Raw genomic sequence first — 21,796 nt, forward strand, 5'->3', positions numbered from 1 at the left:
AAATTATTGCAAGTCAAAATATTTATTACTAATATATCTAATTCGACTAAATATTATCAATTCCTTTGTTCTTCAAATAAATAAATAAATAAATAATAAACTCAAAAATAATTATAACGACTTAAATTTAGTCTATTAGTAATGAAATTATTATATCTATTATATTTTTCTCAATTGATATTATCTTGTTTTATAAGGGCGTTTATTATAGCTGAACTAGCTATAAATAATAACCCAGCTTGTGGTGCAATCATTGTAAAGTCAACCAGTCCATGCCCAATTATTACAGCTTGAATACCTGCCAGCATTGGAACTAATCTACAATTCTGTGCATGAAGTATCTTTAAATTTCGGAATAAATTAATTTTCATATAGGTATATATGAGAAGCCCAACAGCTCCAAGTGTTGTCATAATAGTAATCCAGATATTGTGACCGTGGTATAGGGTTGCATAATAATACCCTTTCATGAAGCTTTCTCCATGGTCAGTTATCCCCATAATACCCCAACCCGTAAAAGGCTTAAGTTTTATCATTTTTAAACATCCATCCCATATTCCAAAACGACTATTGAATGAGGTATCGAAATCATGTCCGGTTAAATTTTTAAGCATTTCTGGTGGTACAAAAGTAATTACAGCCGTAATTATAAATATTGTGATAAACAGCCATATATCTTTTTTATTACCTTTAAGTAGATAAAATATAAAAACGCCAAATAATAGCCCCATAAAAGCACCCCGAGATCCCGTTAAACACAATGCAATAACAAAGAGGATTGTCGCTGTCTCATAAAATAATTTTGCAGTTTTTGATTTAATGCTACAAAAATAAATACCTACAAGAATCATTATAGCAAACCAGTTCCCCGCTACATTAGGATTACCAAAGGTGCTATATATTCTACCATTAACTGCTGGCTGAGCTGTACTTTGAAGAAATGCCCCCCAAATATTAAAATTAAAATACTCATATAACACTTTCTCAATAATTCCAAAAATTGCTGAGAACAGAGAAAAAAACACTAAATGCATATATATCTTTTCCACCATATTTTCATTTTTACAATAATTTTGCAAAAAAATACTAACACATAGATATATAAAGAGAGCAAACGATGCAACAATTGATGTAAAACTATAATTTATAACTCCTACTATTAAAGACCAAATAAATAGTAAACAAAGTCCTATATTCCAATAATTTTTATCTATCTTAATTTTTTTAAATAACACCATATATATCATATATAATAATGGTATTATGGTCGTATAAGGAGAAATGATTGTTAATAAAACTAAAATGCCCATAATAAAGCCACCTTCATCTCTAGTATTTTTTTTCGTAAGCATAATGATAAGTGCCCAAGAGAATTACCTTATCATTTTGTAAACTGCAATTCCATTAAGTACTAATATTAACCTTGTCACCTCTTTCTATTATATACTAGCCTTGGTATTATTGTTTACTTTATTAAAAGGGTATATTATTATTCTACAACATATAAGCCCTAAAGCTACACCGACTAAAATATCTGTAGGATATCATTTTTATTATCCCCCTTCCTCCATTATATCTCTTTTCCCATATTGTTTCAAAAAAATAAATGTAGCAAAGGATTACCCTTGCTACTAAAATGGCATAATAAAAGTTTTACCCGTTTTAGGATTTTTAGTTATATATACATCTAATCCGTAAACCTCTTTAATTATATCTTCTGTTAATACTTCCTCTGGAGTTCCATCTTTGTAAACTAAGCAATCATGCATTAGTATCATATGATTGCCATATGCAGCCGCTATGTTCAAATCATGTAGCACAGCAATAATTGTTATGTTTTTATTTTCATTTAATTGTTTTAATTGATTCATCATTTCAATTTGATGATGAATGTCTAGGTGAGAAATAGGCTCATCTAAAAGAATTATTCCTGTTTCTTGGGCAATCGCTCTTGCCACTACCACTCGTTGTCTTTCTCCGCCACTTAATGCATTTATGCTTTTATTTCTAAGACCCCAAGTGTTTGTCATTTTCATAGCTTTCATAGCTATTCCCATATCTTTTTCACTTTCTGAGCAGAATCTAGAAATATGAGGCGTTCTTCCCATAAGAACTATATCTTGTACTGAAATATCGAATTCGATTTCTGTGCTTTGCGGTACCACTGCTATTTTCTTTGCTAAAACCTTTGATTTCATTTGGGCTAAGTCCTTTTCATCAATAAAAACTTCACCTTTTTCAGGTTGCAGTGATTTTGATAATATCCTTAGAAGTGTAGTTTTACCTGAACCATTTGGACCTAGAATAGTGTGAAATTTTCCTCTTTCTATGTTTATACTAATATCCTTTAATACTTCCTGTTCAAAGGAAAAACTTACGTTATTTATCTCTATCAATTACATCGCCTTCTTCTTTGTTCTATATAATAAATATATAAAAAATGGAACTCCAAAAATTGAAGTAATAATTCCTACTGGTATTTCTGATGGAGGCACTACTGCTCTTGCAAGCGTATCGCAAATTATTAAAAATATAGCTCCCCCAAGTGCAGAAAATGGTATAACCACCCTATTATCTGGTCCAAAAATCATTCTAATAGAGTGCGGCACTATAAGACCTACAAATCCAATTATTCCACTTACAGATACGACTGCTGCCACCATCAAAGTACTTATTAAAAGTATATACTTTTTTAATCCATTTACATCTACACCAAGACTTCTAGCACTCTCTTCTCCAAGAACCATGATATTCAGATCTCTTGAAAATGTAAAAATAAATAAAATTGAGGGAACTACTATTATAAACAGTAAAATTACCTCGTGATATCCAGCCGTTGAAAAACTTCCCATCGTCCACATAACTATTTTTTCAATATTATCTCTATTAAAGGTCATCATTAATGAAATAATGGATGATAATAAATAATTTATGGCAACACCCGATAGTAAAAGTGTGGTAACTGGAACTTTAGTACCGACTCTCGCAATATTATAAACCAGAAAAGTAGTTATTATAGCACCTACAAAAGCATTGAATGCCACCATGCTCATCCCTAAAAAATTGATTTCATTAAGAAAAACCATGGTTATAGTGGCCCCAAGTGCAGCCCCTGATGAAACTCCGAGAATAAATGGATCTGCCATTGGATTTTTGAAAATACCCTGAAAAGAGGTACCAACCACTGAAAGTGCTGCTCCTACTAAACAGGATAAAATGATTCTAGGAAGTCTTAACTTTACCAATATGATTGCAGATGTAGGATTAATTCCATCTAAGGATACACTGTTATTTAATATTGGAATTTTGCTTATAATAATTAGGGCTGTCTGTTTTAAAGAAATATCTGCTACCCCAAAATTTGTTGCTACAATCATTACAATTAGGAGTAAAAATACCCCTACTGCAAAAACTCGTCGATAATAACTCTTATTTTCTATAAACGTCATGGTTATTTAACCCCTTTTATTTAAAAAGTTCAGGATGAACTAATTTAGCAATTGATTCAAGTCCTTCTGCAAGTCTCGGTCCCTGCCTAACAATAATGTTTTCATCAATCTCCAATAATTTGCCGTTCTTAACTGCATTCAAATCTTTGTAACCATTGGTAGCTTTTATACCTTTTTTTGAATCATAGAGCTTTGAACAAATTAGCACATCAGGATTCTTTTCTACAAGCTTTTCTACACTGTAGTTCCAACCAACTACGTCGCCCGCAGCATTTTTTCCGCCAGCAATGTCTATCATACTACCTATAAATGTATCTTTTCCTGCTGTAAAATCACCACTCTTGCCAAATCCTGCTACATAGTACACTGTTGGCTTCTTAGCATCCTTAACCTTATCAGTTATTTCTGCAACTTTCCTTTTCATATCTGATACTATTGTCTGGGCTTCCCCACTAGCATTTACAACCTGACCAAGTTTTGACATTGTGTCATACACACCATTAAAATTTTCTTCACCACCAAGCGCTACAACCTTTATATTAAGAGCCTCTAATTTTTTAATAATAGCCTTATCAAAAAGAGCTGATACAATAACTACATCAGGTTTTAATTCAACAATTTTCTCTACACTTGGTTGCAATAAGTCACCAACAGATGTAACCTTAAGGGCCTGAGCTGGGTAATCATCGTAATCACTTCTACCAACTACACTGCTTCCTTTACCAAGTGCATATATTCCCTCTGTTATATTTGGTGCAATTGTAATAATTCTTTTAGGTTCTTTTTCAATGATAACCGTTCTATCATATGAGTCAACTACCTTTAGCGGATATACTACAGCGTTAGTTTCCTTTTTAGTAGTATTAAGCGACCCTTTATTCTCACCTTTGCTGCCACACGCGCTAAATACAACACAAACAAAAACAGCTAAAACTAGACTTATTATACTTTTTCTTTTAAACATAAGTTGCCTCCATAAATTTTAATTTTTTAATTACTTATTTAATTTTAATTGGGATACCACAAACCACCATGTGAACTTCCTGAGCCCTTGATGCAATATACTGATTAACTCTACCCGCAATATCTCTAAAAACCCTTGCCATCTTGTATTCTGGTACAATTCCAGAGCCAATTTCGTTAGTTACAAGAATTATTGTTTTTAAGTTTTTTTCTGCTTCGTCAAGAAATACTGCTACCTCTTGTAAAATCCCTTTTTCCATTGCGCTTATAGCTTGATTATTAAGATCATCGAAATTATCCCCCGCTTCATCAAACATAAGATTTGTAGTCATTATTGTAATACAATCTAATAAAATCGTATCAAACTGCATTTCTTCGTTATAGAATACCTGTTTTAAATTCTTATAGCCTTCAAAGGTATACCAATTAGCTGGTCTTCTTTCTTTATGTTTTTTTACTCTGTCCTTCATTTCATCATCAAACGGAATTGAAGTTGCAATATAAAGTACGTTGCCCTTCTCTTCTTTGGCTAGCTTCTCAGCATATGTACTTTTCCCACTCCTTGCGCCACCTGTTATAAGTATAATTTTTTTCATAGTATGCTCCTTATTATTTTAATAATATGCTCTAATGTAAAAAAATCAGAAAATAAAAAAACCACATCTCAAGGATGTGGAATAATGCAATTAAATTTTTCATATATTGGATAACCCAATATTATTGTTAAATCACGCATTTTTCATCCTCCCTCCGAAGACTAAAATTTCAAGCAATAGGCAGGTTTACTGGCTTTAGCATCATCTTACTCTCCAACCTTCTCAGTTTCCCAATGGTTCTTTGGATTTCATCCTCTAATACAGTAGCGGTGGGCTGCAGTGGTTTTTTAGTCACTTTCCCTTTTAACCCCTGTTACAAGGCACCTAAAACAATATTTAATTTTTATTAAGTTGACTATTTTTATTGTAACATCAAAAAAATATTAAAGCAATGTAAATCATTCTACCTACTTTCTAACGCTATTTCAGTGTTTTATTTAAGTAATATTCCATTACTCCTTTTACAATAGGTACCACATGGTGACTTCCACCTTTCTCTTTAACGTTTTCCATTAACATTGATACTACTATTTTAGGATTAACTGTATCCATACATATAAACCATCCATTTTCTTCTGCAGCTTTATCCTTGTCATCTTTCTTAAGTTCCGCTGTTCCAGTTTTACCCGCGAGAGCTTGCCCATCAACTTTTGCCGCATGTCCTGTACCATTTGGGTTATCGATAACTCCAGTGAGACCATCTTTTACAAATTTTATATTATCCGCGGAAATTGCATTAGCTTTCCATACCTTAGCCTTTACCTTTTCATTCAAACTTTCTAAAGTTGGAGACATAATATTTCCATCGTTAACAACTGCGCTATACGATAGTGCAAGGTGAAGTGGGCTCATAAGGACCTCCCCTTGACCATAACCAGTATCTGCTAATGCTACATCATTCTTAATGTTGTTACCATTGGCTACTTGTGAATTTGCTATTGGATAATTTATTGGAAGCTTTTGACCTATTCCAAAATTGTTGCATCCTTTTATAAATTCCTCTTTACCTATATTAAGAGCTGCCTTTGCGAAATATATGTTATCAGAGTATACAAATGCATCCTGTAAATTCACTGACTCTCTCGGTTCACCAACCCTAGTAACCTTATTGAGTCCCCATGATTTATCCGGTTGCCATTCGTTTCCCGGTATGTTAATAAGTTCACTAGGTTTTATCTTCCCTTGCTCTAACCCAACTGCAGCCGTTATCAGTTTAAATGTAGACCCTGGAGAATATACAGCCTTAAATCTATTATTAAATGGATCCCCTGCTTTTTCCCATTCTGCCTTTTGGGTATTAGAAACATAAGTAGTAATTGCATTTGTATCATATGACGGCGAGCTTACTAAAGCCAATACCTCTCCAGTTTTTGGATTTATTGCTGCACTGGCTCCCGGCTCTTTATTCATCCCTTCATATATTTTCTTCTGTAGTTCACTATCTACTGATAATGTTATATTTTCACCTGCTTTTGATTCTTTTTTAAGAATTACAACCTTATTGTTATTATTTTGTTTTGATATATATATTGTTGCCCCATTTTCACCCTTAAGCTTGTCCTCATAAACCTGTTCAAGACCTGCCTTTCCTATTAAACTAAATGAGTTATACCCTTTACTAGAATTCTTTTGTAGTTCCTCAGCAGTTATCGGCTTTATGTATCCTATAAGCGACCCCAAAGCTTCCCCACCTGGATATACTCTACCTTTAGTCTTGTTCGGGATTACCCCATCAAGCTTCATAACTCCATCTATTTTTACTTTTTCACTACGCAATATGTTAATAATCGGTATAAATTGATCAGAATTTTCATTATCCTTTAGTTTATTTTCTATAACCGAAGCATCAATATCTAGTATCTTAGCCATCTGCGATATATTAGCATCCTTATTTTTAATAAATGTAATGGGTTTTATTCCAATCGTAACAATTAAATCATTTATTGCAAGTGGTTTTTTACTCCTATCATAAATTTCTCCACGTATAGCCACTTCTGGCTCTACCCTAACCTTATCTCCCGCTTCCATACTAGGAAATATCATTTTCTCATTCCAAACTAATGTCCACTGCTTTTTATTGTTAACTTCTTCCTTCACCATAGTAGCCTGGTAGCCTGGCATTTTTAATTGCCCTGCTGCAGTATCCATAACTATAGAAAATGGTATATTTATAGCTTTTTTATTTCCTTCCTTAATTTTATCTTCATTCTCCACATTAATAGATATACTTTTAGCCTCTATTCCACTATAAATAGCATTGTATTTGTCTACAAATTCCTTTTCAGTTATTGTTTCCTTAGTTTTAACTGAAAGCATGCTATACATTGTTTTGAAATCCTGCTTTACCCACTTGTTCTTATATGTATCAAATGTTTTTGTTGCACTATCCACTTTTGTAAAAAAATTAAACATAAATACTGCCATTACTATTAATATAATCCCTATCGTTGTAAAAAGTACTACTTTTAAGTTTTTTTTCGACATTTTTTTACCACCCCTTACTTATTATAACACTTGAACCGTATAATTAAATAGTATGATTTTTAAAAGTTTATTTTTTTGCATATTAAACAAATATATTATAAAATAAATTATATTAACTAGAGAATTAATACCCTCAGGATACTATTTTCAACACATCTTTACCCCTGTTGCTTATAATGTATTTAGTATATAATAACTATTAATTGGTGCAATAAATATTATACTCATTATTAAGGAGGCATTATTATGGATAATAAAGTTTATACTAAAAAAAGTAAAGAAGAACTAAAGAAGATCTTAACTCCAATTCAGTTTGAAGTAAGTCAGGAAAGCAGCACAGAAAAATCTTTTGAAAATGAATTTTGGAATAATAAAGAAGAAGGCATTTATGTAGATATTAATAGTGGAGAGCCCTTATTTACATCTCTTGATAAATTTGATTCAGGTTGTGGGTGGCCTAGTTTTACAAAGCCTGTTGAGGATGCTAACGTTAAAGAAAATAAGGATGCAACCCATGGTATGATGAGAACAGAAGTAAGGAGCAAATATGGTGACAGTCATTTAGGACATTTATTCAACGATGGTCCGATTTCCCAGGGTGGATTAAGATATTGCATAAATAGTGCTTCACTAAAGTTTATACCAATTCATAAGCTCTGCGATGAAGGATATGGAGATTACTTAGAATTATTCAATAAATAAGGAGAGCGTTTCTCGCTCTCCTCCAAAACTGTCGTTACAAGCATACCTATACTTGTAATCCATTAATAGCTACTTGCTGATTATCCAAAGCAAATATCTTATCTTTCCATTTTAAAGTATTTAAAACATATCCTAAGGAGTCTGCATGGTACCTTCCAGCTATTTTTTGATAACCCAATAGCTCATATACTTTATCTGAATCAAAATCCACAGGATATAAGCCGCTTATAGGATCAACGAATCCGTTGATTGGATTCTTTAGCTTTCCGTTTTCGTCGTATATTTCATTTAAATAATCGGCGTCCTTGTTGGATATATCTATAATGTATTTTTGGTTATTTTTCTTACTGATAACTTCAACCTTGTAATTGTCTTTATAAGTAACATCGTATTTGTATTGCTCATTATATACATTAAAGTCAAATAGTAATTTTGCTTCATTGTTAATAAACGAGTAAATGTAATAGTACATTATTCCACCACTACCACCTGTTGCAATACTTATTAAAATATCATCTACACCATCTCCTGTAAAATCCCCCAAAAATAGTGTAGGATTGTATCCTGTATTTTCACTAAGTGGTATACTAGCAAAATCACCTGTTATTCCATCTTGAATTACAAGGACGATATTTTGAGTATATGGACTATCTGGTGTCTTTATACCTGTTAAGTACACAGCATCTGTTATTCCATCACCATTTACATCTCCACTTGCATAACTAACAATGCTCGGATTTATCCTATTATATCTATTATACATAACTGCTCCTTTGCATTATAAGATTTATAAAATATCTTATGAGCCAAGCAATAAATTGTTCCATTTATTGATTTTTATAAGCCTTGTAATTGGGCGAATCTTCGCCAACTAATTTATCTAATTTCCAGTTATATCCCTTGTCAGCATCGTAAACAAGAAAATATAGCGCTACAAAAGAAACGTTTTTGTTTTCATTCTTTTTCTCATCTTTATAAGTAATACTTCCATAAACATATTTTATATTATCTAATCCCTTCTTAGACAATATTTCATTAGATTTAAAGGTCTTCGCTTCTTTAGCTGTTATTTTATGGTTATTAGACCACCAGAAAAATAAATTACTCCCTTCAATTTCGGCATTGGTAATAGAGGGTACTATTATCTCCGTAGGCACATTGTTTATTGTCCCACTATCAACGGTAGTTTTTGACCTGTTTAAAAAAGATATATTGGCGAAAGATATTGAGAAAGTATAATTAGTTGATAATACCAACTTTATTTCTCCCACTATACTTTCCCTCTTAGCATTAACAATTAATGTTCCATTTTGTACATCAAACTTTTTATCAGATATATTAATACTCTTAGTAAATCTATCATTTATAGCAAACCCTTTGCCACCAAAAAAACTTGAATAGGATACTGTTTCTCCCACTCCTTGTTCTTTTATAGTTTCAATAACCTTTTCATCAGAAAAAGTTGGTGATAAGACTAATTTAGATCCCTCTGCGCTGTTTTCTTCAATGTTATCAATTCTCCAAGTTTCATTTTCAAAAACAAGGTTACACTTTATCTTTCCTGTAGAAACCAGAAGTCCACTGTCTATAGAAGCTGTCACCAAAATTTCTTCTTTTTTGTTTTCTAAATCCGGTGTTCTTGAAACCATGCCAAGATTTGTGACATCTTGTCCACCTAATACTTTTGGTATATCTGCAATATTAATACTTAATTTTTTTAATCCAACCCAAAACTTCTTTTCATTCATACCTACCAACGGTTTCAATGAATTAACGCTCTCAACTATAATTTTAGGGCTAATCTTCCATTGATTTTTTCCTTCATCATTATATACTAGAGCCAAAGAAGTCTTTGCCTCAATAGCGCCATTGTTTAAAGTTAAATCTACTTTTATGTCATCCTTGCCCTTATATGTATTCCTACTATTTATCTTAAAGCTTTTCATATCATTTTTGCTTATTTTTATTACTGTTCCTTTAGGAAGAGTTACTACTTTTCCTAGCAAGTCGTCTTTTATTTTCACTTCATCCACTGGTTTAACAATAAAAACTGTGTATGCAAAGACTGCGACTGAGGTAACAACTAATAATGATATTATAGGTATAATTACTTTCCTATGCACAAATGTTTTTTTAAAATAAGCAAAAAACTTATCCCTTTTATCCTTTTTTATGTTTTCCTCAGTTATTGCAGGCATCGCTATCGTCTCCTGATGTTTTTCCTCTTTTTTGTCCGCTCCAACTGTCTTTTCTTTATCCCTGTTATTATTTTTATTAGTAATCCGTTCATCTTCTAAATCTATTTTTTCTTCTATTTTCTCTCCACAATATGGGCAAAATTTTAATCCATTAATATTAGTAAATTCATTCTTACAGCTGTTGCAAACCATTTTCTCCCTCCAAACATTTATATAAAATAAACAATATGTTGTATTTAATATATTATAGCCTGTTTGCATACTATGTTCAAACATATTCACATCACTGACTGTAGATAATATTAAAAACTAATATAAACAGTAAAATAAAAATATAATTTTGACTTACTAATTTTCTTCATATGAAACTGGCACGTTATTTATTCCAAGTTCTTGCGCTGCTGCATATTGATCATGGCCCGATACAATTACAAAGCTTCCTTTTTTAATAACAATAGGTTTGTTAAACTTTTTATTATTCTTCATATAATTTATTGCTTTGTTTTTTGAACGTTTTATTGACAAATCTTCATTTTCATTTACTAACTTTGAAATATCCATTATTTCGTCTGTTCCAATTGGCATTTCGTAATTTAAATCTATTTGACCATTCGCATCTTTTAACAGATTGAATATTTTAATTGATGATGCTTCAACTGAAATAAAAGGGGTTCCCTTGCTATTTACGCACGCTTTTAATTCACCTTTAATTACAAAATAATTTACATCCTTCATACCTATTACTGCATCTCTCCAATAATCTTTTTTGACAATTACTCTATAAATTGAATTCATATCATCATAAGTTCCTATTTTAAATAGTAAATTAACATCTCCATTCTCTAACCTATTTGTTTTTACAGGTAATCCCTTAATTATAATCTCACTCTTATTCATATTTAAACTCTCCTTTTAATTGTATATATTTTAGCTGTTTAATTCCAAAAATAAAACACCTAGAAAGCTCATAGCCCTTTCTAGGTGTTTTTAACTATATTATAATTTAACTTCATATTAGTTTTCACGCAAGTAAATTTACCTATGACTATGTTAGACGTTTTTAGATATTTTTCAACTGTAGAATTTTTTTCATTATAAGCTAACACAGACTTCACCCCATTCGTAAATTCAAAAATTTTATTTGTAAATCTTAACTATTACTTATCACTATTCTTACCTATACATCTATTATATCATTGTATGCATAAAGTTACAATTCAAACCCTACAATTGCAGGAAATAGCATACTTTTAGGGGTTAAACTATTTTTTTATACTACTATTTTCCACTTACTTAACAAAACTTTCCAGTACTTAAATATATTTAAGTGCTGGGATTCTTAACTTAAGTCATCTCCTGCAAAGCTACACAGCTTCTAAAATGACGTTAAAATACAGTTCTAAACTGTTCAATGTGAGTAATTGTATACTCCATACATCCCATACCCATTGCAAAGAATGATACCATTATTATCAGTATTATTGCGCCAAAATCGTATTTCATTGCTTCTTTTTTGTTTATTAAGTAGGCTACAATAATTTCAATTCCTAGTAGAACTAAAACTAGGGGCCACATCGATGCTATTAGTAAATATTTAATACTTGGATTTATTAATCGTAGTAAAAACATTATTCCAAATATAACTAAAACTATTCCAGTAGTAAATGTTCCCACTCTACGTCCCTTAATCATTCATATCACACTCTTTTTTCTTGCCTATAATAAGTTTCGCACCCACAACAATTATTACAATACCTATTATTATCTGAGGGGCCATTCTTGTTACATCATTAATAAGACTATATAGTTCGCCCGACATATTCATACGTCCAAGTAAGGTGTTTATGATGTTGTTCCAAATTAAATAAATGCCTAGAAATACTAGTAATATCCCTGCAATCAAGCTGTGTTTCTTAAACATTCCTTTATCTATTTTCACTAATTCATCAAGAGAAAATAAATAATTATCCTCTAAAAGTAAAAACTCCTCATCCGTTGAATAACGTTTATTCATACAATCGAAAAACGAGTAAAACCAAATCAATGGTAAAACGAATAGTAGTGGCCCTATCGAAAGCCAGCTAGAAAGAAATATTAAAAAGAAAAATGCTGCCATAAGTGATAACCCCATCTTCATAAATCCCATATACATGTGACCTGCGCCAGGTAACATTGAAAAACTAAAGGTTAAAAATTTACTTTTTTCCTTTTTCATTATTAAAAACCTCCAAGTTAATTATTTTTTGCGAGAAATTATTAAGACTTCCATTAATTGCGTTTATAGTACTTAAACTCATAGGGGTTACCTCCAGTGTTTCACTTTTAGAATTGGCAACAAAATTTAATGGATTTGAAAAAACAAACATTAATGCTATACTTGCTGCCATTACTACCCTCATAGAATAAAAGATAAACTGAGTATTGCTTGCTTTTTTCTTATTTATTTTGTTTAGTATTTCCTGCTCAAATCCTAAAGGAGCATCAGTAAGTTCATTATCATCGAAACTATTAGCTAAAGCATCAGCACAGCCTTCACAATGGCAAATATGTTCTGATAATAAAATTAGTTCATTATCACTTAGAGATCCCTCTTTAAGCCCTTTTATTGATATTTTACTTAAGTGTCCGTTTTCTTTAAATAATGTACCACTCACATAAACTCCTCCTTCCATAAAACTTTCAACATCTTTTTGGATCTATAAAGATGTGTTTGCAATGTTTTCAAACTTTGACCTGTGTTTTTTGCCATATCAGAAAGTTTAACATCTTCACAAAAATAGTTTACTGACACCGCCCTATAAGGCTCTTTTAATTTCTTACATAAACTATATATTTTTTCGCTACTATGTTTTTTTAAAAGCGACTCCTCAGGTGTTTCCCCCTTATCCTTTATACCCTCAAAATCTTCATCAGGTATGCTGTGAATTTTTCTTGCAGGACTTTTAAGAAAATCTTTACATTTATTCACTGCAATTGTTGTAAGCCAAGCTTTAAAATTTACCCCATCAAATTTACCAAAGCTTATATATGCAGACAAAAAAGTTTGTTGTGCCAAATCCTCTGCATCAAAGTAATTTTTTGTAAAGGATAGACAAATAGTAATGATTAAACGTTCATATTGTTTTATATAGTTTGCAAACTGTTCTTTTTGAACAACCATCACCCCCTTTTTTGCCCTTACACTTAATATAACGATTGAGAAATAAAAAACACTTCAATTATAACATTTAAAATGTAATGTTATTAAAATTAATGTTACAATTACCATATAAATAAAGTACAATTTAACGACATTTCTGAAGGAACGTCTCCCACTTCTATAAGTGGGAGTTACCTACTATAAGTAGGCGTTACTTACCCTAACAAATAGAAAACTTCAGTGAGAGTATAAATCCCCTTCTGAAGTCGTTAATATACAGCTCCGCAGGAGATGATTTAATAAGCAATAGCTCTGTCAGGCTATCGCAAATGTATTTATATGATGGGAGGTAACAGTATGTTTAAATTAGCACTGAGTTCACTTATAATAGTTCTAGGAATAACACTCATTTTATTAGGAATTTATAATACCCAAAAAAAAATACCCAACAACAAATTCGTAGTTAATACTAATATAGGTTATTCCCTATCCCATCTGCTTCTAATTGATTACTTATGCACTTTTTAATAATTACCTTTAAAGTAGTACCACGTCCAAGGCAATATTCGATACAAAGTGTGCACTAATTATAATAACCCTCATATTATATCAGTAGATATTAATACTATAGGAGTTAGTAATAATGAGTAAAAAAGTATCAATTAACCTGCCAGATCATGTGTATAAATTAGCACTGCGAAAATCTAAATTAACTCATGGAGAAAATAATTTTTCAGGTTATTTACGTGAGTTAGTATGCAAGGAATTTACAGATAATGAACTAGAACATGAACTTTTAAAACTTAATGAACCCCTATGGTTAGGGATTACAAAGACAGCTGAGTATAACTCTACTTGTCAGGTATGTACTAATTCCATTTCTCCTGGAGAATTAATTTGTTATACTGACTTAGGATTTCAAGAAGACTATAAAAATTGGGTTCACAAGAATTGCTGCAGAAAAGATTAATAAGTAGAACTAGAGATGACAATTTAACCTCACTCTAACTTGCTACATACACTGAATCTAATAACGTAAAAAAATAGGCCTTTTGAAGGCCTATTTTTAATAAATAATCTATTTAGCTAAATCTTCTATAGAATTAATGTTCATATATTTAGGAACAACTAACCCTATTTTAGCTCCCTCTAGGTTTGGACCTAGATCTTCAACTTTACCTTTGTAGTCAGCCATATATTTAGCGTGTGTTCCTGGTAACCATGCTGCAACAATAGCATCTACATCTCCAGTAGCTACAGCCGCCCACATAGGACCTGATTCTACTTGCGTAAGTCTAACTTTGTATCCCATATCTTCAAGTACTAATGCAATTACATTAGTAGATGCAATTTCTGTATCCCAAGAAACATAAGCAAGCTTGACTTCCTTACCATCCACTTTTTTTGCACCCGCTGTCCACTTACTTACTTTATCTTTATTGTCAGTAATCCATTGTCTTGCAACTTTCTTTACAACTTCACCCTCGTTAACTTTAAGCATAACAGCTTCCATATCATCAGCTGTCCATGAAAATTGGTCTAAAATTTTATAAGCATCTGGCTTATCTTTTTTTAATCCTAAGCGTGCAATTGTATTTATATTTTCAGCACCACCGAAAGATCCTTTAGGGTCCTTTAAGTATTTCAAATCATATTTACTAAACATCCAGTGAGGTGACCAACCAGTTATTATAATTGGCTCCTTATTTTTAATTGCATCTGAAAGTGCTTGTGTCATAGCAGCACCTGAGCTAGTTTGCACTTTATAATCTAATTTATAGTCTTTAACAGCTTTTTCAGCAGCTTGCACTACGCCCGCGCCCGCATCTATACCTGTAATCTTATAATTTAATTGTTTTTCTATACTTGAATTATCAGTCTTTTTTACTTCGCCACTTTTACTACTACATCCTACAAAAGTCAGAGCTATTAGACTAAATGTTACTATTCCAAATTGTTTCCAATTATTTTTAATCATTAATTTACTTACTCCTTTTATTTTATTTTGAAATGTCGTTAAATCATCTTCTTCGAAGCTGCAATATTAACAACTTCAGAAGGAGATTTACACTCCCAATTATAGAAGTGGAGACTTTCCTTCTGAAATGTCGTTAAAACCTTATGTAGTGTGTTTTTTATTTAGCGCTTGAGTAATACGATCCAATATCATCGCTAATATAACAATAGCTAAACCTGAAGCAAATCCTTGTCCGGCTTCATTTCTTGTAACCGCTCTAAAGACTTCAACACCTAACCCGTCAGCACCAATCATAGAAGCTATAACAACCATAGATAGTGCTAACATAATTGTTTGGTTAACCCCTGCCATAATTGTATTTTTCGCAATCGGAAGTTGAACCTTAAATAATTTTTGTGCAGGAGTTGACCCAAAGGCATCTGCTGCCTCAATAAGTTCTGTTGAAACTTGGCGAATACCAAAATTAGTTAACCTTACAACTGGAGGCATTGCAAATATAACAGATGCAATAATTCCAGGTACCATTCCTATCCCAAAGAAAGAAACAGCTGGTATTAAATAAACAAAAGCAGGCATAGTCTGCATAATGTCTAATATAGGCGTTACTATATCTTGCACCATTCTGCTTTTTGACATCCAAACTCCAAGAGGAATACCAATCAAAATTGATATTGAACTAGATGTCAAAATCAATGAAAGGGTAAGCATGGTTTGTTCCCAATATCCAAGATTTAGGATTAATAGCAACCCCAATAATGCAAATATAGATAAACCCCATTTTTTCTTAGTTATAAATATAGTTAATGCTACGATAATCAGTATAAAAACCACTGGAGGGATAGCTATTAATGCGTCACTTAACCCATTTACAACAGCATTTAGAATATCTTTAATTGGTTCAAAAAACCACTGAGCGTTATCTCTTAACCATGCTACAAGCATGTCAGCCCATTTAACTATTGGTATCGTTGGTATTTGTTTCATCGTTATTCACCTCATTTCCTGCAAGAGCCGCTAATACTGCACCTCGAACTATAATTCCTTTTAATATTTTTTCTTCAACAACAGCTACTGGTACAGGAGAATCGTGTATTATCTCAAACAAATCATTTAATGACAAATCTGGAAGAACTACAGGAACATCCGTAATCATAACATCATAAATATCTTTAGTTCCATTTTTCACTGCTTCAGCTGCCGCATCTGCAGTTACAACTCCTAAGAACTCTTTGTTTTTATTAATAACATAGATACTTGAAATTCCAGCCTGTCTCATACGTTTTAATGCAACTCGTGGACCATGTTTTTCTACATCTATGGTCTCTGGGCGTTTCATAACATGTTGTGCAGAAAAAACCTTGGATCTATCTACATCCTCAACAAACTTTCTAACATATTCATCAGCAGGATTTGTCATAATTTCTTCTGGAGTACCAACCTGCACTATTAATCCATTTTTCATAATTGCTATTCTGTCTCCAATTTTAAGTGCTTCATCTAAGTCATGCGTAATAAATATAATTGTTTTATGCATGGTTGCTTGTAAATCTATAAGCTCATCTTGCATCTCTTTACGGTTTAAAGGATCTAGTGCTGAAAAGGCTTCATCCATTAATAAAATATCTGGATTATTAGCTAGAGCCCTCGCAAGACCTACTCTTTGCTTCATCCCTCCTGATAATTGACTAGGATATTGATCCTCGTATCCTTTAAGCCCTACCAATTGTAATGATTCGAGGGCTTTTTCCTCAATTTCTTTTTTATCCATACCTTGTATTTCTAATCCGAATCCGGCATTCTCCAAAATAGTACGATGGGGAAATAATCCAAATCCTTGAAAAACCATGCTTAGTTTCTTTCTTCTAGTTTCTCTTAATTTATGTTTATCCATTTTCGCCAAATCCTCACCATCCACTAACACACTACCTGCATTTGGCTCGATTAGACGATTAATCAATCTAACAAGGGTGGACTTCCCACTTCCTGACAATCCCATAATGACAAAAATTTCTCCAGAGTGTACTTCAAACGATACCCTATTTACACCTACAGTCATTCCTGTTTCTTTTAAGATATCTGGTTTTGTTTTTCCTTCTTGTAAAAGCTTTATTCCTTGTTTAGGGTTTTTACCAAAAATCTTGGTCAAACCTTTAACTTCAATTTTCAACATTTATTCACCTCTTTGATTATTTAATCTATGTATTATTTGTAAACACATCCCTTTAGATTTAAGCGATATTCTTACATTGTACTAGACCTCGACAGTAAATACAAGTTTTCGACAATCGCATTTCTCCTATTATATTACATATATGCTATTAATAAGGTATTTGCATACTTATTCAACCTCCTGAATTATTAAAAATAATTAACATAAAAAGGTGTTCTTTATAAACACCTTTTTTTGTTGGATCTATTTTGTTATTGTGTTACATTTGTTGTTTTTCTATACAATGTTTTTACATTTAAGTTTTTTAATACTTTTCCATAAGAAGAATGCGGTTAGTGCAGTTGCGATCAAATCTGCACAAGGTTGTGAAAGCCATAATCCATCCAATTTAAAAAATAATGGAAGTATAAGAATAAGTGGAATTAGTACTATGACTTGTCTTAATATGCTTAAAATCATTGAGGTTTTTGCCTCATTTATTGCTTGAAAATAGCTTGCCCCTAAAATTTGAAACCCTAATATAGGTAAAAAGATTAAGTCTATTCTAATTCCACGTGCACCTAGATTTATTAGGTCAGTATTATTACCTACAAATACGCCAATAAGCTGCTTCGCAAATACTTGTACTCCTATAAATCCAATTATAGCAATGCAAGTGCCAAAAGTTATGGCAAGCTTTAAAACCTTTAAAACCCTTGGATACAATTTAGCCCCATAATTATATCCTATTATAGGCTGAATCCCTTGACTTATACCAAATATAGGCATAAAAATAAGCATTGATATACTATTTAATATTCCCATTGCAGCTATTGCAAGATCCCCTCCGTAAGAATAAAGACCTTTATTATATAAAATAATTACAAAACTTGATGCAATTTGCATAGAAAAAGGAGCCATGCCAATAGCAAAAATATCTTTTATAATATGTTTATGCAGCTTTAAATTGGCTTTCTTTATTTTTAGCACGCTTCCACTGCTTTTAGATGTAAAATATTTCAATACTAATATAGTATTAAAAGCTTGAGAAATTATGGTTGCTATTGCAGCACCTTGAATTCCCATATCAAAAACGAATATGAATATTGGATCTAATATAATATTAATAATTGCACCAAATACCATTGTAAGCATTGCCATTTTAGGATTACCCTCTGCTCTAATTATATTATTAATACCAAATCCTATATTTTGAAAAACAGCTCCCATAAGTATGATTTGTATATATGCTTTTGCATAGGGGATACTATTTTCACTTGCTCCAAATAAGATTAGGAGTTTATTTAAAAACAAAACTCCAAGTATACTAATCACTAATGATATTATCGTTATAAGTATAAAGGCATTTCCCAAAATATTATCTGCCGCTTCCTTGTTTTTTTCTCCTAGTTTTATTGATATAACTGCACTAGCACCTATCCCAATAAGCATTCCAAAAGCCATTATAATAACTGATATGGGGAACGTTATAGCAAGTCCTGAAAGTGCATAGGATCCTACCCCTTTAATATGCCCTATATACATTCGATCTACAATGTTATATAACGCATTTACAATCATCCCTGTTATAGCTGGCACCGAAAACTTAACCAGTAGTTTTCCTATACTTTCTGTTCCTAATTCTTTTGTTTGATTCATAAAAACATTCCTCCATACTAAAAATATAAATTTAAAATGTCAGTAAGAAACTTTTACAATTTCCAGTAATTTTATATTATTCTATTTGAGTCACATATGTTTAGATATGCGGCATTAACCATTGATATACCTATTTTCTAGTATAACACATGTTCTACATTTTTTCTTATTCTGCAAGCCTAAATTATTCAATCTACTTCAGGGCTCATTAACAACAAAATATATTGCAGTTTTTATAAATATAGTTTGTAATGTTTATTAGAATACATTTAAATAAACATTAACTTCAAAATTACATTTAATATATTGTCCAAAAATGTGATATAATAATTCTTTATTGTCTTCTCTATATTTAAAAAAATTTGATATGTCTAATTTATTTTAAAATAGAAGACAGAATCATATACGCAAAATTGTTAGGAGTGACAAAACTATGAAAAATACAATATTAACACCTAGTGGAGTAATAAAATTAGAGGAAGAATTATCCTTTCGCACAGGAGAAAAAAGAAGAGAAATAACCGCCGCAATTAAAGAAGCAAAGGGCCATGGCGATTTAAGTGAGAATGCAGAGTATGATGCAGCTAAAGATGAGGAAGCAACCAATAATGATAGAATAATTGCAGTTCAAGAGTTACTTAGGAACTCTACAGTCGTAGATGATTACAGTAGTGACGACCAATTAGGTCTTGGAGGTCAGGCTGATATTAAATTTCTTGACACAGGTGATATTGAGAACATACACCTGGTATCAACAGTAGAGACCAACCCTGATTTAATGAACATAAGTATTGAATCCCCTCTTGGAATGGCAATATATAAAAAGGCACTTGGAGAAAAGTGCTCTGTTATATCTCCTGAAGGCAATTATGAAGTAAGTATAGAAAAAATTTACGAGTAAAAAAATTTAAGCAGAGATCACTCTCTGCTTAAATTTTTTTTATTAATTCTTGTTTTGTAAATTTAAAATTACCCCTTATCATTGCTTTTATGAATTCACATTTCAAACCCTTATTTCAAGGCACGGCGGAGAAACTTCATACGGATGCACGACACCCTTTACTTATTATCCACCATATTTTTTTCTGCTGCCTCTACCATTCTCTTTACCATTTCTCCGCCGACATTACCTGAATTTTTTATTTTATTTACAATATTACTTGGCACATCGCCCATATCTACATTTCTGCTTTCAATATTATCTACTGCCATATCTTGTGCTACTTCCATTTTAAATTTTTGAAGTTTTCCCGCTGCTTCTGGTACTAATGTTCTTTTAGTCATTTTACTACCTCCATATAATTTTATATTGTAAATACCCAAGATATATTGTAATAATTTTGATCTCAACCTTGTATATCTACAACTAGTATTTTTTAAAACGAACTTTTTATTCATTAATTCATCTTTAAAATTTTTATTTAGGTTTATTAATTTTGATTGTGTTTGAAATAAAATAAAGAAGATAACTTTAATTATCTCCTTTTTCTATTATATTTATTTATAATAGTTATCTATTTTTTTATGCGGCTTATCAACTCTACCATTAATGATTTTTATCAGTAGAAGATGTCTTGAAACTTTTTTCAAGCCTATCCACAACTTTAGTATATTTGTCCTTTTCATTTGCTGGAAATTTAAAAATAAAAGTATTTGTTGAAGCTTTTCCTACTACTTTTTTTTGATATACTATTTCGTCACCTTCAGTATAAGATATTACAAACCAACTACCACCTTTAGCTTTATAATACATATTATTATTTTCAATTGCTTTATTGTATATTGAATCAATAGTATCATTTGGTGCATTATTAGTTCCATATACCTGCAAATAAACCTTTCCATCGTCAGATTTAAATATATTACCATTTGCAGTATCATTAACTACTTTAAGATCATTAGGATACATAATTGAATATGAAAATTTTTCATTACTATAACTTTTATATTCATCTTCTTTAAGTTGATTACCCTGAGACTTTGCCTCTAATATTTTTTTAGTCTCGATTGCTTTTAAATCCGATGTTTTTTTTTCCTCCGCCACTTTTGCATCTTCTATTATTTTATCTGCTACTATTTTTGCATCTGCTATTTTTTTATCCGCTACTATTTTCGCATCTGAAATCCTTTTATCCGCTATTTGCTCTGGTGTTCCTGTTGCAGCTTCTGATGATACTTGTGATGGTGGTGTTGAGACTATTCTGTATATACTTACTACTATAACTAATAGTACTATGAGTGATAAGATTACAAGTGCTTTTACTGACTTTTTCATTTGTTTTTTCTCCTCGCATATGCTTTTATAGTGATAACTTTATAATCATAATTATTTAAAAGTTATTTGTTTTTTTTAATAAAAATGCTAAATACAATTGCTATAATAAACCCAATTAAAAACGACACCCAGATTGGCATAATTTAAACCCTCCTTAACCATCACATTAAAAAGGATACAGACTTCATGTCTATACCCTAATCA

Annotated in this window: 23 protein-coding genes and 1 riboswitch; of the genes, 3 read left to right on the top strand and 20 right to left on the bottom strand. The window is 31.5% G+C overall.

Annotation, left to right across the window (positions count from 1 at the left end; all coding sequences use genetic code 11):
• Positions 1–170: 170 nt before the first annotated feature.
• The 6 genes from KTC94_RS04140 to KTC94_RS04165 form a co-directional block, all read right to left on the bottom strand.
• A complete protein-coding gene (locus KTC94_RS04140) occupies positions 171–1,310 on the bottom strand; it encodes an O-antigen ligase family protein (RefSeq protein ID WP_216303672.1) in 1,140 nt (379 codons plus the stop codon).
• A gap of 321 nt (positions 1,311–1,631) precedes the next feature.
• Positions 1,632–2,396 carry an ABC transporter ATP-binding protein gene (locus tag KTC94_RS04145; protein ID WP_216303673.1) on the bottom strand — a complete coding sequence of 255 codons (765 nt, stop codon included), beginning with the start codon at positions 2,394–2,396 and terminating at the stop codon, positions 1,632–1,634.
• Positions 2,397–3,449 carry an iron ABC transporter permease gene (locus KTC94_RS04150; RefSeq protein WP_165414031.1) on the bottom strand — a complete coding sequence of 351 codons (1,053 nt, stop codon included), beginning with the start codon at positions 3,447–3,449 and terminating at the stop codon, positions 2,397–2,399.
• Between the two features lie 16 nt (positions 3,450–3,465).
• Positions 3,466–4,413: an ABC transporter substrate-binding protein gene (locus KTC94_RS04155; protein ID WP_220320301.1), complete on the bottom strand. Its 948-nt coding sequence runs from the start codon at positions 4,411–4,413 to the stop codon at positions 3,466–3,468.
• 34 nt (positions 4,414–4,447) lie between these two features.
• Positions 4,448–5,008 (bottom strand): bifunctional adenosylcobinamide kinase/adenosylcobinamide-phosphate guanylyltransferase, encoded by a 561-nt coding sequence (cobU, locus tag KTC94_RS04160; protein ID WP_165414029.1) that lies wholly within the window; start codon positions 5,006–5,008, stop codon positions 4,448–4,450.
• Positions 5,009–5,169: 161 nt separating this feature from the next.
• A riboswitch (cobalamin riboswitch) is annotated at positions 5,170–5,351 on the bottom strand.
• A 77-nt stretch (positions 5,352–5,428) separates the two neighbouring features.
• Positions 5,429–7,492 (bottom strand): penicillin-binding transpeptidase domain-containing protein, encoded by a 2,064-nt coding sequence (locus KTC94_RS04165; protein ID WP_220320302.1) that lies wholly within the window; start codon positions 7,490–7,492, stop codon positions 5,429–5,431.
• 246 nt (positions 7,493–7,738) lie between these two features.
• Between KTC94_RS04165 and msrB the strand changes: the two genes are divergently transcribed.
• Positions 7,739–8,194: a peptide-methionine (R)-S-oxide reductase MsrB gene (gene msrB / locus KTC94_RS04170; protein WP_220286891.1), complete on the top strand. Its 456-nt coding sequence runs from the start codon at positions 7,739–7,741 to the stop codon at positions 8,192–8,194.
• A gap of 46 nt (positions 8,195–8,240) precedes the next feature.
• Here the strand turns inward: msrB and KTC94_RS04175 are convergent, their stop codons facing one another.
• The 8 genes from KTC94_RS04175 to KTC94_RS04210 all read right to left on the bottom strand — a co-directional run bounded on the left by KTC94_RS04175 (position 8,241) and on the right by KTC94_RS04210 (position 13,555).
• Positions 8,241–8,957 carry an FG-GAP-like repeat-containing protein gene (locus KTC94_RS04175; RefSeq protein WP_216303677.1) on the bottom strand — a complete coding sequence of 239 codons (717 nt, stop codon included), beginning with the start codon at positions 8,955–8,957 and terminating at the stop codon, positions 8,241–8,243.
• Between the two features lie 64 nt (positions 8,958–9,021).
• Positions 9,022–10,584, bottom strand: coding sequence for a hypothetical protein (locus KTC94_RS04180; RefSeq protein ID WP_216303678.1), 1,563 nt, complete (start codon positions 10,582–10,584; stop codon positions 9,022–9,024).
• A 156-nt stretch (positions 10,585–10,740) separates the two neighbouring features.
• Entirely contained in the window at positions 10,741–11,289 is a 549-nt protein-coding gene (locus KTC94_RS04185) for a hypothetical protein (RefSeq protein WP_165414791.1), read from the bottom strand.
• An 80-nt stretch (positions 11,290–11,369) separates the two neighbouring features.
• Positions 11,370–11,498, bottom strand: a complete 129-nt coding sequence (locus KTC94_RS04190) for a hypothetical protein (RefSeq protein ID WP_258280698.1) — start codon at positions 11,496–11,498, stop codon at positions 11,370–11,372.
• 280 nt (positions 11,499–11,778) lie between these two features.
• Positions 11,779–12,084: a LiaI-LiaF-like domain-containing protein gene (locus KTC94_RS04195; RefSeq protein ID WP_216303679.1), complete on the bottom strand. Its 306-nt coding sequence runs from the start codon at positions 12,082–12,084 to the stop codon at positions 11,779–11,781.
• Complete coding sequence (locus KTC94_RS04200; RefSeq protein ID WP_216303680.1) at positions 12,077–12,607, bottom strand: hypothetical protein; 531 nt, start codon at positions 12,605–12,607, stop codon at positions 12,077–12,079. The genes KTC94_RS04195 and KTC94_RS04200 overlap by 8 nt, the downstream gene beginning before the upstream one ends.
• A complete protein-coding gene (locus KTC94_RS04205) occupies positions 12,588–13,046 on the bottom strand; it encodes a hypothetical protein (RefSeq protein ID WP_220286892.1) in 459 nt (152 codons plus the stop codon). Before KTC94_RS04205 ends, KTC94_RS04200 begins: the two co-directional genes overlap by 20 nt.
• Complete coding sequence (locus KTC94_RS04210; RefSeq protein ID WP_216303682.1) at positions 13,043–13,555, bottom strand: RNA polymerase sigma factor; 513 nt, start codon at positions 13,553–13,555, stop codon at positions 13,043–13,045. Before KTC94_RS04210 ends, KTC94_RS04205 begins: the two co-directional genes overlap by 4 nt.
• Before the next feature lie 619 nt (positions 13,556–14,174).
• Here KTC94_RS04210 and KTC94_RS04215 point away from each other — a divergent pair.
• The gene (locus tag KTC94_RS04215) at positions 14,175–14,501 is read left to right on the top strand and encodes a hypothetical protein (RefSeq protein ID WP_216303683.1); all 327 of its coding nucleotides are present in this window, start codon (positions 14,175–14,177) and stop codon (positions 14,499–14,501) included.
• Positions 14,502–14,609: 108 nt separating this feature from the next.
• Here KTC94_RS04215 and KTC94_RS04220 read toward each other — a convergent pair whose 3' ends face one another.
• The 4 genes from KTC94_RS04220 to KTC94_RS04235 all read right to left on the bottom strand — a co-directional run bounded on the left by KTC94_RS04220 (position 14,610) and on the right by KTC94_RS04235 (position 19,317).
• Positions 14,610–15,509 (bottom strand): glycine betaine ABC transporter substrate-binding protein, encoded by a 900-nt coding sequence (locus KTC94_RS04220; protein ID WP_216303684.1) that lies wholly within the window; start codon positions 15,507–15,509, stop codon positions 14,610–14,612.
• A gap of 141 nt (positions 15,510–15,650) precedes the next feature.
• Positions 15,651–16,493: a proline/glycine betaine ABC transporter permease gene (locus KTC94_RS04225; RefSeq protein ID WP_216303685.1), complete on the bottom strand. Its 843-nt coding sequence runs from the start codon at positions 16,491–16,493 to the stop codon at positions 15,651–15,653.
• A complete protein-coding gene (locus KTC94_RS04230) occupies positions 16,462–17,679 on the bottom strand; it encodes a glycine betaine/L-proline ABC transporter ATP-binding protein (protein ID WP_216303686.1) in 1,218 nt (405 codons plus the stop codon). The genes KTC94_RS04225 and KTC94_RS04230 overlap by 32 nt, the downstream gene beginning before the upstream one ends.
• A gap of 276 nt (positions 17,680–17,955) precedes the next feature.
• Positions 17,956–19,317 carry an MATE family efflux transporter gene (locus KTC94_RS04235; protein ID WP_216303687.1) on the bottom strand — a complete coding sequence of 454 codons (1,362 nt, stop codon included), beginning with the start codon at positions 19,315–19,317 and terminating at the stop codon, positions 17,956–17,958.
• Between the two features lie 433 nt (positions 19,318–19,750).
• Here KTC94_RS04235 and KTC94_RS04240 point away from each other — a divergent pair, with 433 nt between their 5' ends.
• Positions 19,751–20,218, top strand: coding sequence for a GreA/GreB family elongation factor (locus KTC94_RS04240; RefSeq protein ID WP_216303688.1), 468 nt, complete (start codon positions 19,751–19,753; stop codon positions 20,216–20,218).
• A 158-nt stretch (positions 20,219–20,376) separates the two neighbouring features.
• On the opposite strand, the gene KTC94_RS04245 is transcribed toward KTC94_RS04240, so the two are convergent.
• Together KTC94_RS04245 and KTC94_RS04250 are read right to left on the bottom strand one after the other, a co-directional pair.
• Positions 20,377–20,601 carry an alpha/beta-type small acid-soluble spore protein gene (locus tag KTC94_RS04245; protein ID WP_165414532.1) on the bottom strand — a complete coding sequence of 75 codons (225 nt, stop codon included), beginning with the start codon at positions 20,599–20,601 and terminating at the stop codon, positions 20,377–20,379.
• A gap of 262 nt (positions 20,602–20,863) precedes the next feature.
• On the bottom strand, positions 20,864–21,592 hold the full coding sequence (locus tag KTC94_RS04250; RefSeq protein ID WP_220286894.1) for a hypothetical protein: 729 nt from the start codon (positions 21,590–21,592) through the stop codon (positions 20,864–20,866).
• Positions 21,593–21,796 lie beyond the last annotated feature (204 nt).

The organism is Clostridium sp. CM028, assembly GCF_030585565.1.
GTDB classification, from domain to species: Bacteria; Bacillota; Clostridia; order Clostridiales; family Clostridiaceae; genus Clostridium_AD; species Clostridium_AD estertheticum_B.

What these genes read in the sequence shown, in the direction of transcription:
- KTC94_RS04175 (WP_216303677.1), bottom strand. Translation starts at nt 8,957, where the DNA reads ATGTATAATAGATATAATAGGATAAATCCGAGCATTGTTAGTTATGCA.
- KTC94_RS04245 (WP_165414532.1), bottom strand. Translation starts at nt 20,601, where the DNA reads ATGACTAAAAGAACATTAGTACCAGAAGCAGCGGGAAAACTTCAAAAA.
- msrB (WP_220286891.1), top strand. Translation starts at nt 7,739, where the DNA reads ATGGATAATAAAGTTTATACTAAAAAAAGTAAAGAAGAACTAAAGAAG.
- KTC94_RS04165 (WP_220320302.1), bottom strand. Translation starts at nt 7,492, where the DNA reads ATGTCGAAAAAAAACTTAAAAGTAGTACTTTTTACAACGATAGGGATT.
- KTC94_RS04150 (WP_165414031.1), bottom strand. Translation starts at nt 3,449, where the DNA reads ATGACGTTTATAGAAAATAAGAGTTATTATCGACGAGTTTTTGCAGTA.
- KTC94_RS04225 (WP_216303685.1), bottom strand. Translation starts at nt 16,493, where the DNA reads ATGAAACAAATACCAACGATACCAATAGTTAAATGGGCTGACATGCTT.
- KTC94_RS04220 (WP_216303684.1), bottom strand. Translation starts at nt 15,509, where the DNA reads ATGATTAAAAATAATTGGAAACAATTTGGAATAGTAACATTTAGTCTA.
- KTC94_RS04185 (WP_165414791.1), bottom strand. Translation starts at nt 11,289, where the DNA reads ATGAATAAGAGTGAGATTATAATTAAGGGATTACCTGTAAAAACAAAT.
- KTC94_RS04140 (WP_216303672.1), bottom strand. Translation starts at nt 1,310, where the DNA reads ATGGGCATTTTAGTTTTATTAACAATCATTTCTCCTTATACGACCATA.
- KTC94_RS04180 (WP_216303678.1), bottom strand. Translation starts at nt 10,584, where the DNA reads ATGGTTTGCAACAGCTGTAAGAATGAATTTACTAATATTAATGGATTA.
- KTC94_RS04200 (WP_216303680.1), bottom strand. Translation starts at nt 12,607, where the DNA reads ATGAAAAAGGAAAAAAGTAAATTTTTAACCTTTAGTTTTTCAATGTTA.
- KTC94_RS04230 (WP_216303686.1), bottom strand. Translation starts at nt 17,679, where the DNA reads ATGTTGAAAATTGAAGTTAAAGGTTTGACCAAGATTTTTGGTAAAAAC.
- KTC94_RS04195 (WP_216303679.1), bottom strand. Translation starts at nt 12,084, where the DNA reads ATGATTAAGGGACGTAGAGTGGGAACATTTACTACTGGAATAGTTTTA.
- KTC94_RS04240 (WP_216303688.1), top strand. Translation starts at nt 19,751, where the DNA reads ATGAAAAATACAATATTAACACCTAGTGGAGTAATAAAATTAGAGGAA.
- KTC94_RS04235 (WP_216303687.1), bottom strand. Translation starts at nt 19,317, where the DNA reads ATGAATCAAACAAAAGAATTAGGAACAGAAAGTATAGGAAAACTACTG.
- KTC94_RS04215 (WP_216303683.1), top strand. Translation starts at nt 14,175, where the DNA reads ATGAGTAAAAAAGTATCAATTAACCTGCCAGATCATGTGTATAAATTA.
- KTC94_RS04250 (WP_220286894.1), bottom strand. Translation starts at nt 21,592, where the DNA reads ATGAAAAAGTCAGTAAAAGCACTTGTAATCTTATCACTCATAGTACTA.
- cobU (WP_165414029.1), bottom strand. Translation starts at nt 5,008, where the DNA reads ATGAAAAAAATTATACTTATAACAGGTGGCGCAAGGAGTGGGAAAAGT.
- KTC94_RS04155 (WP_220320301.1), bottom strand. Translation starts at nt 4,413, where the DNA reads ATGTTTAAAAGAAAAAGTATAATAAGTCTAGTTTTAGCTGTTTTTGTT.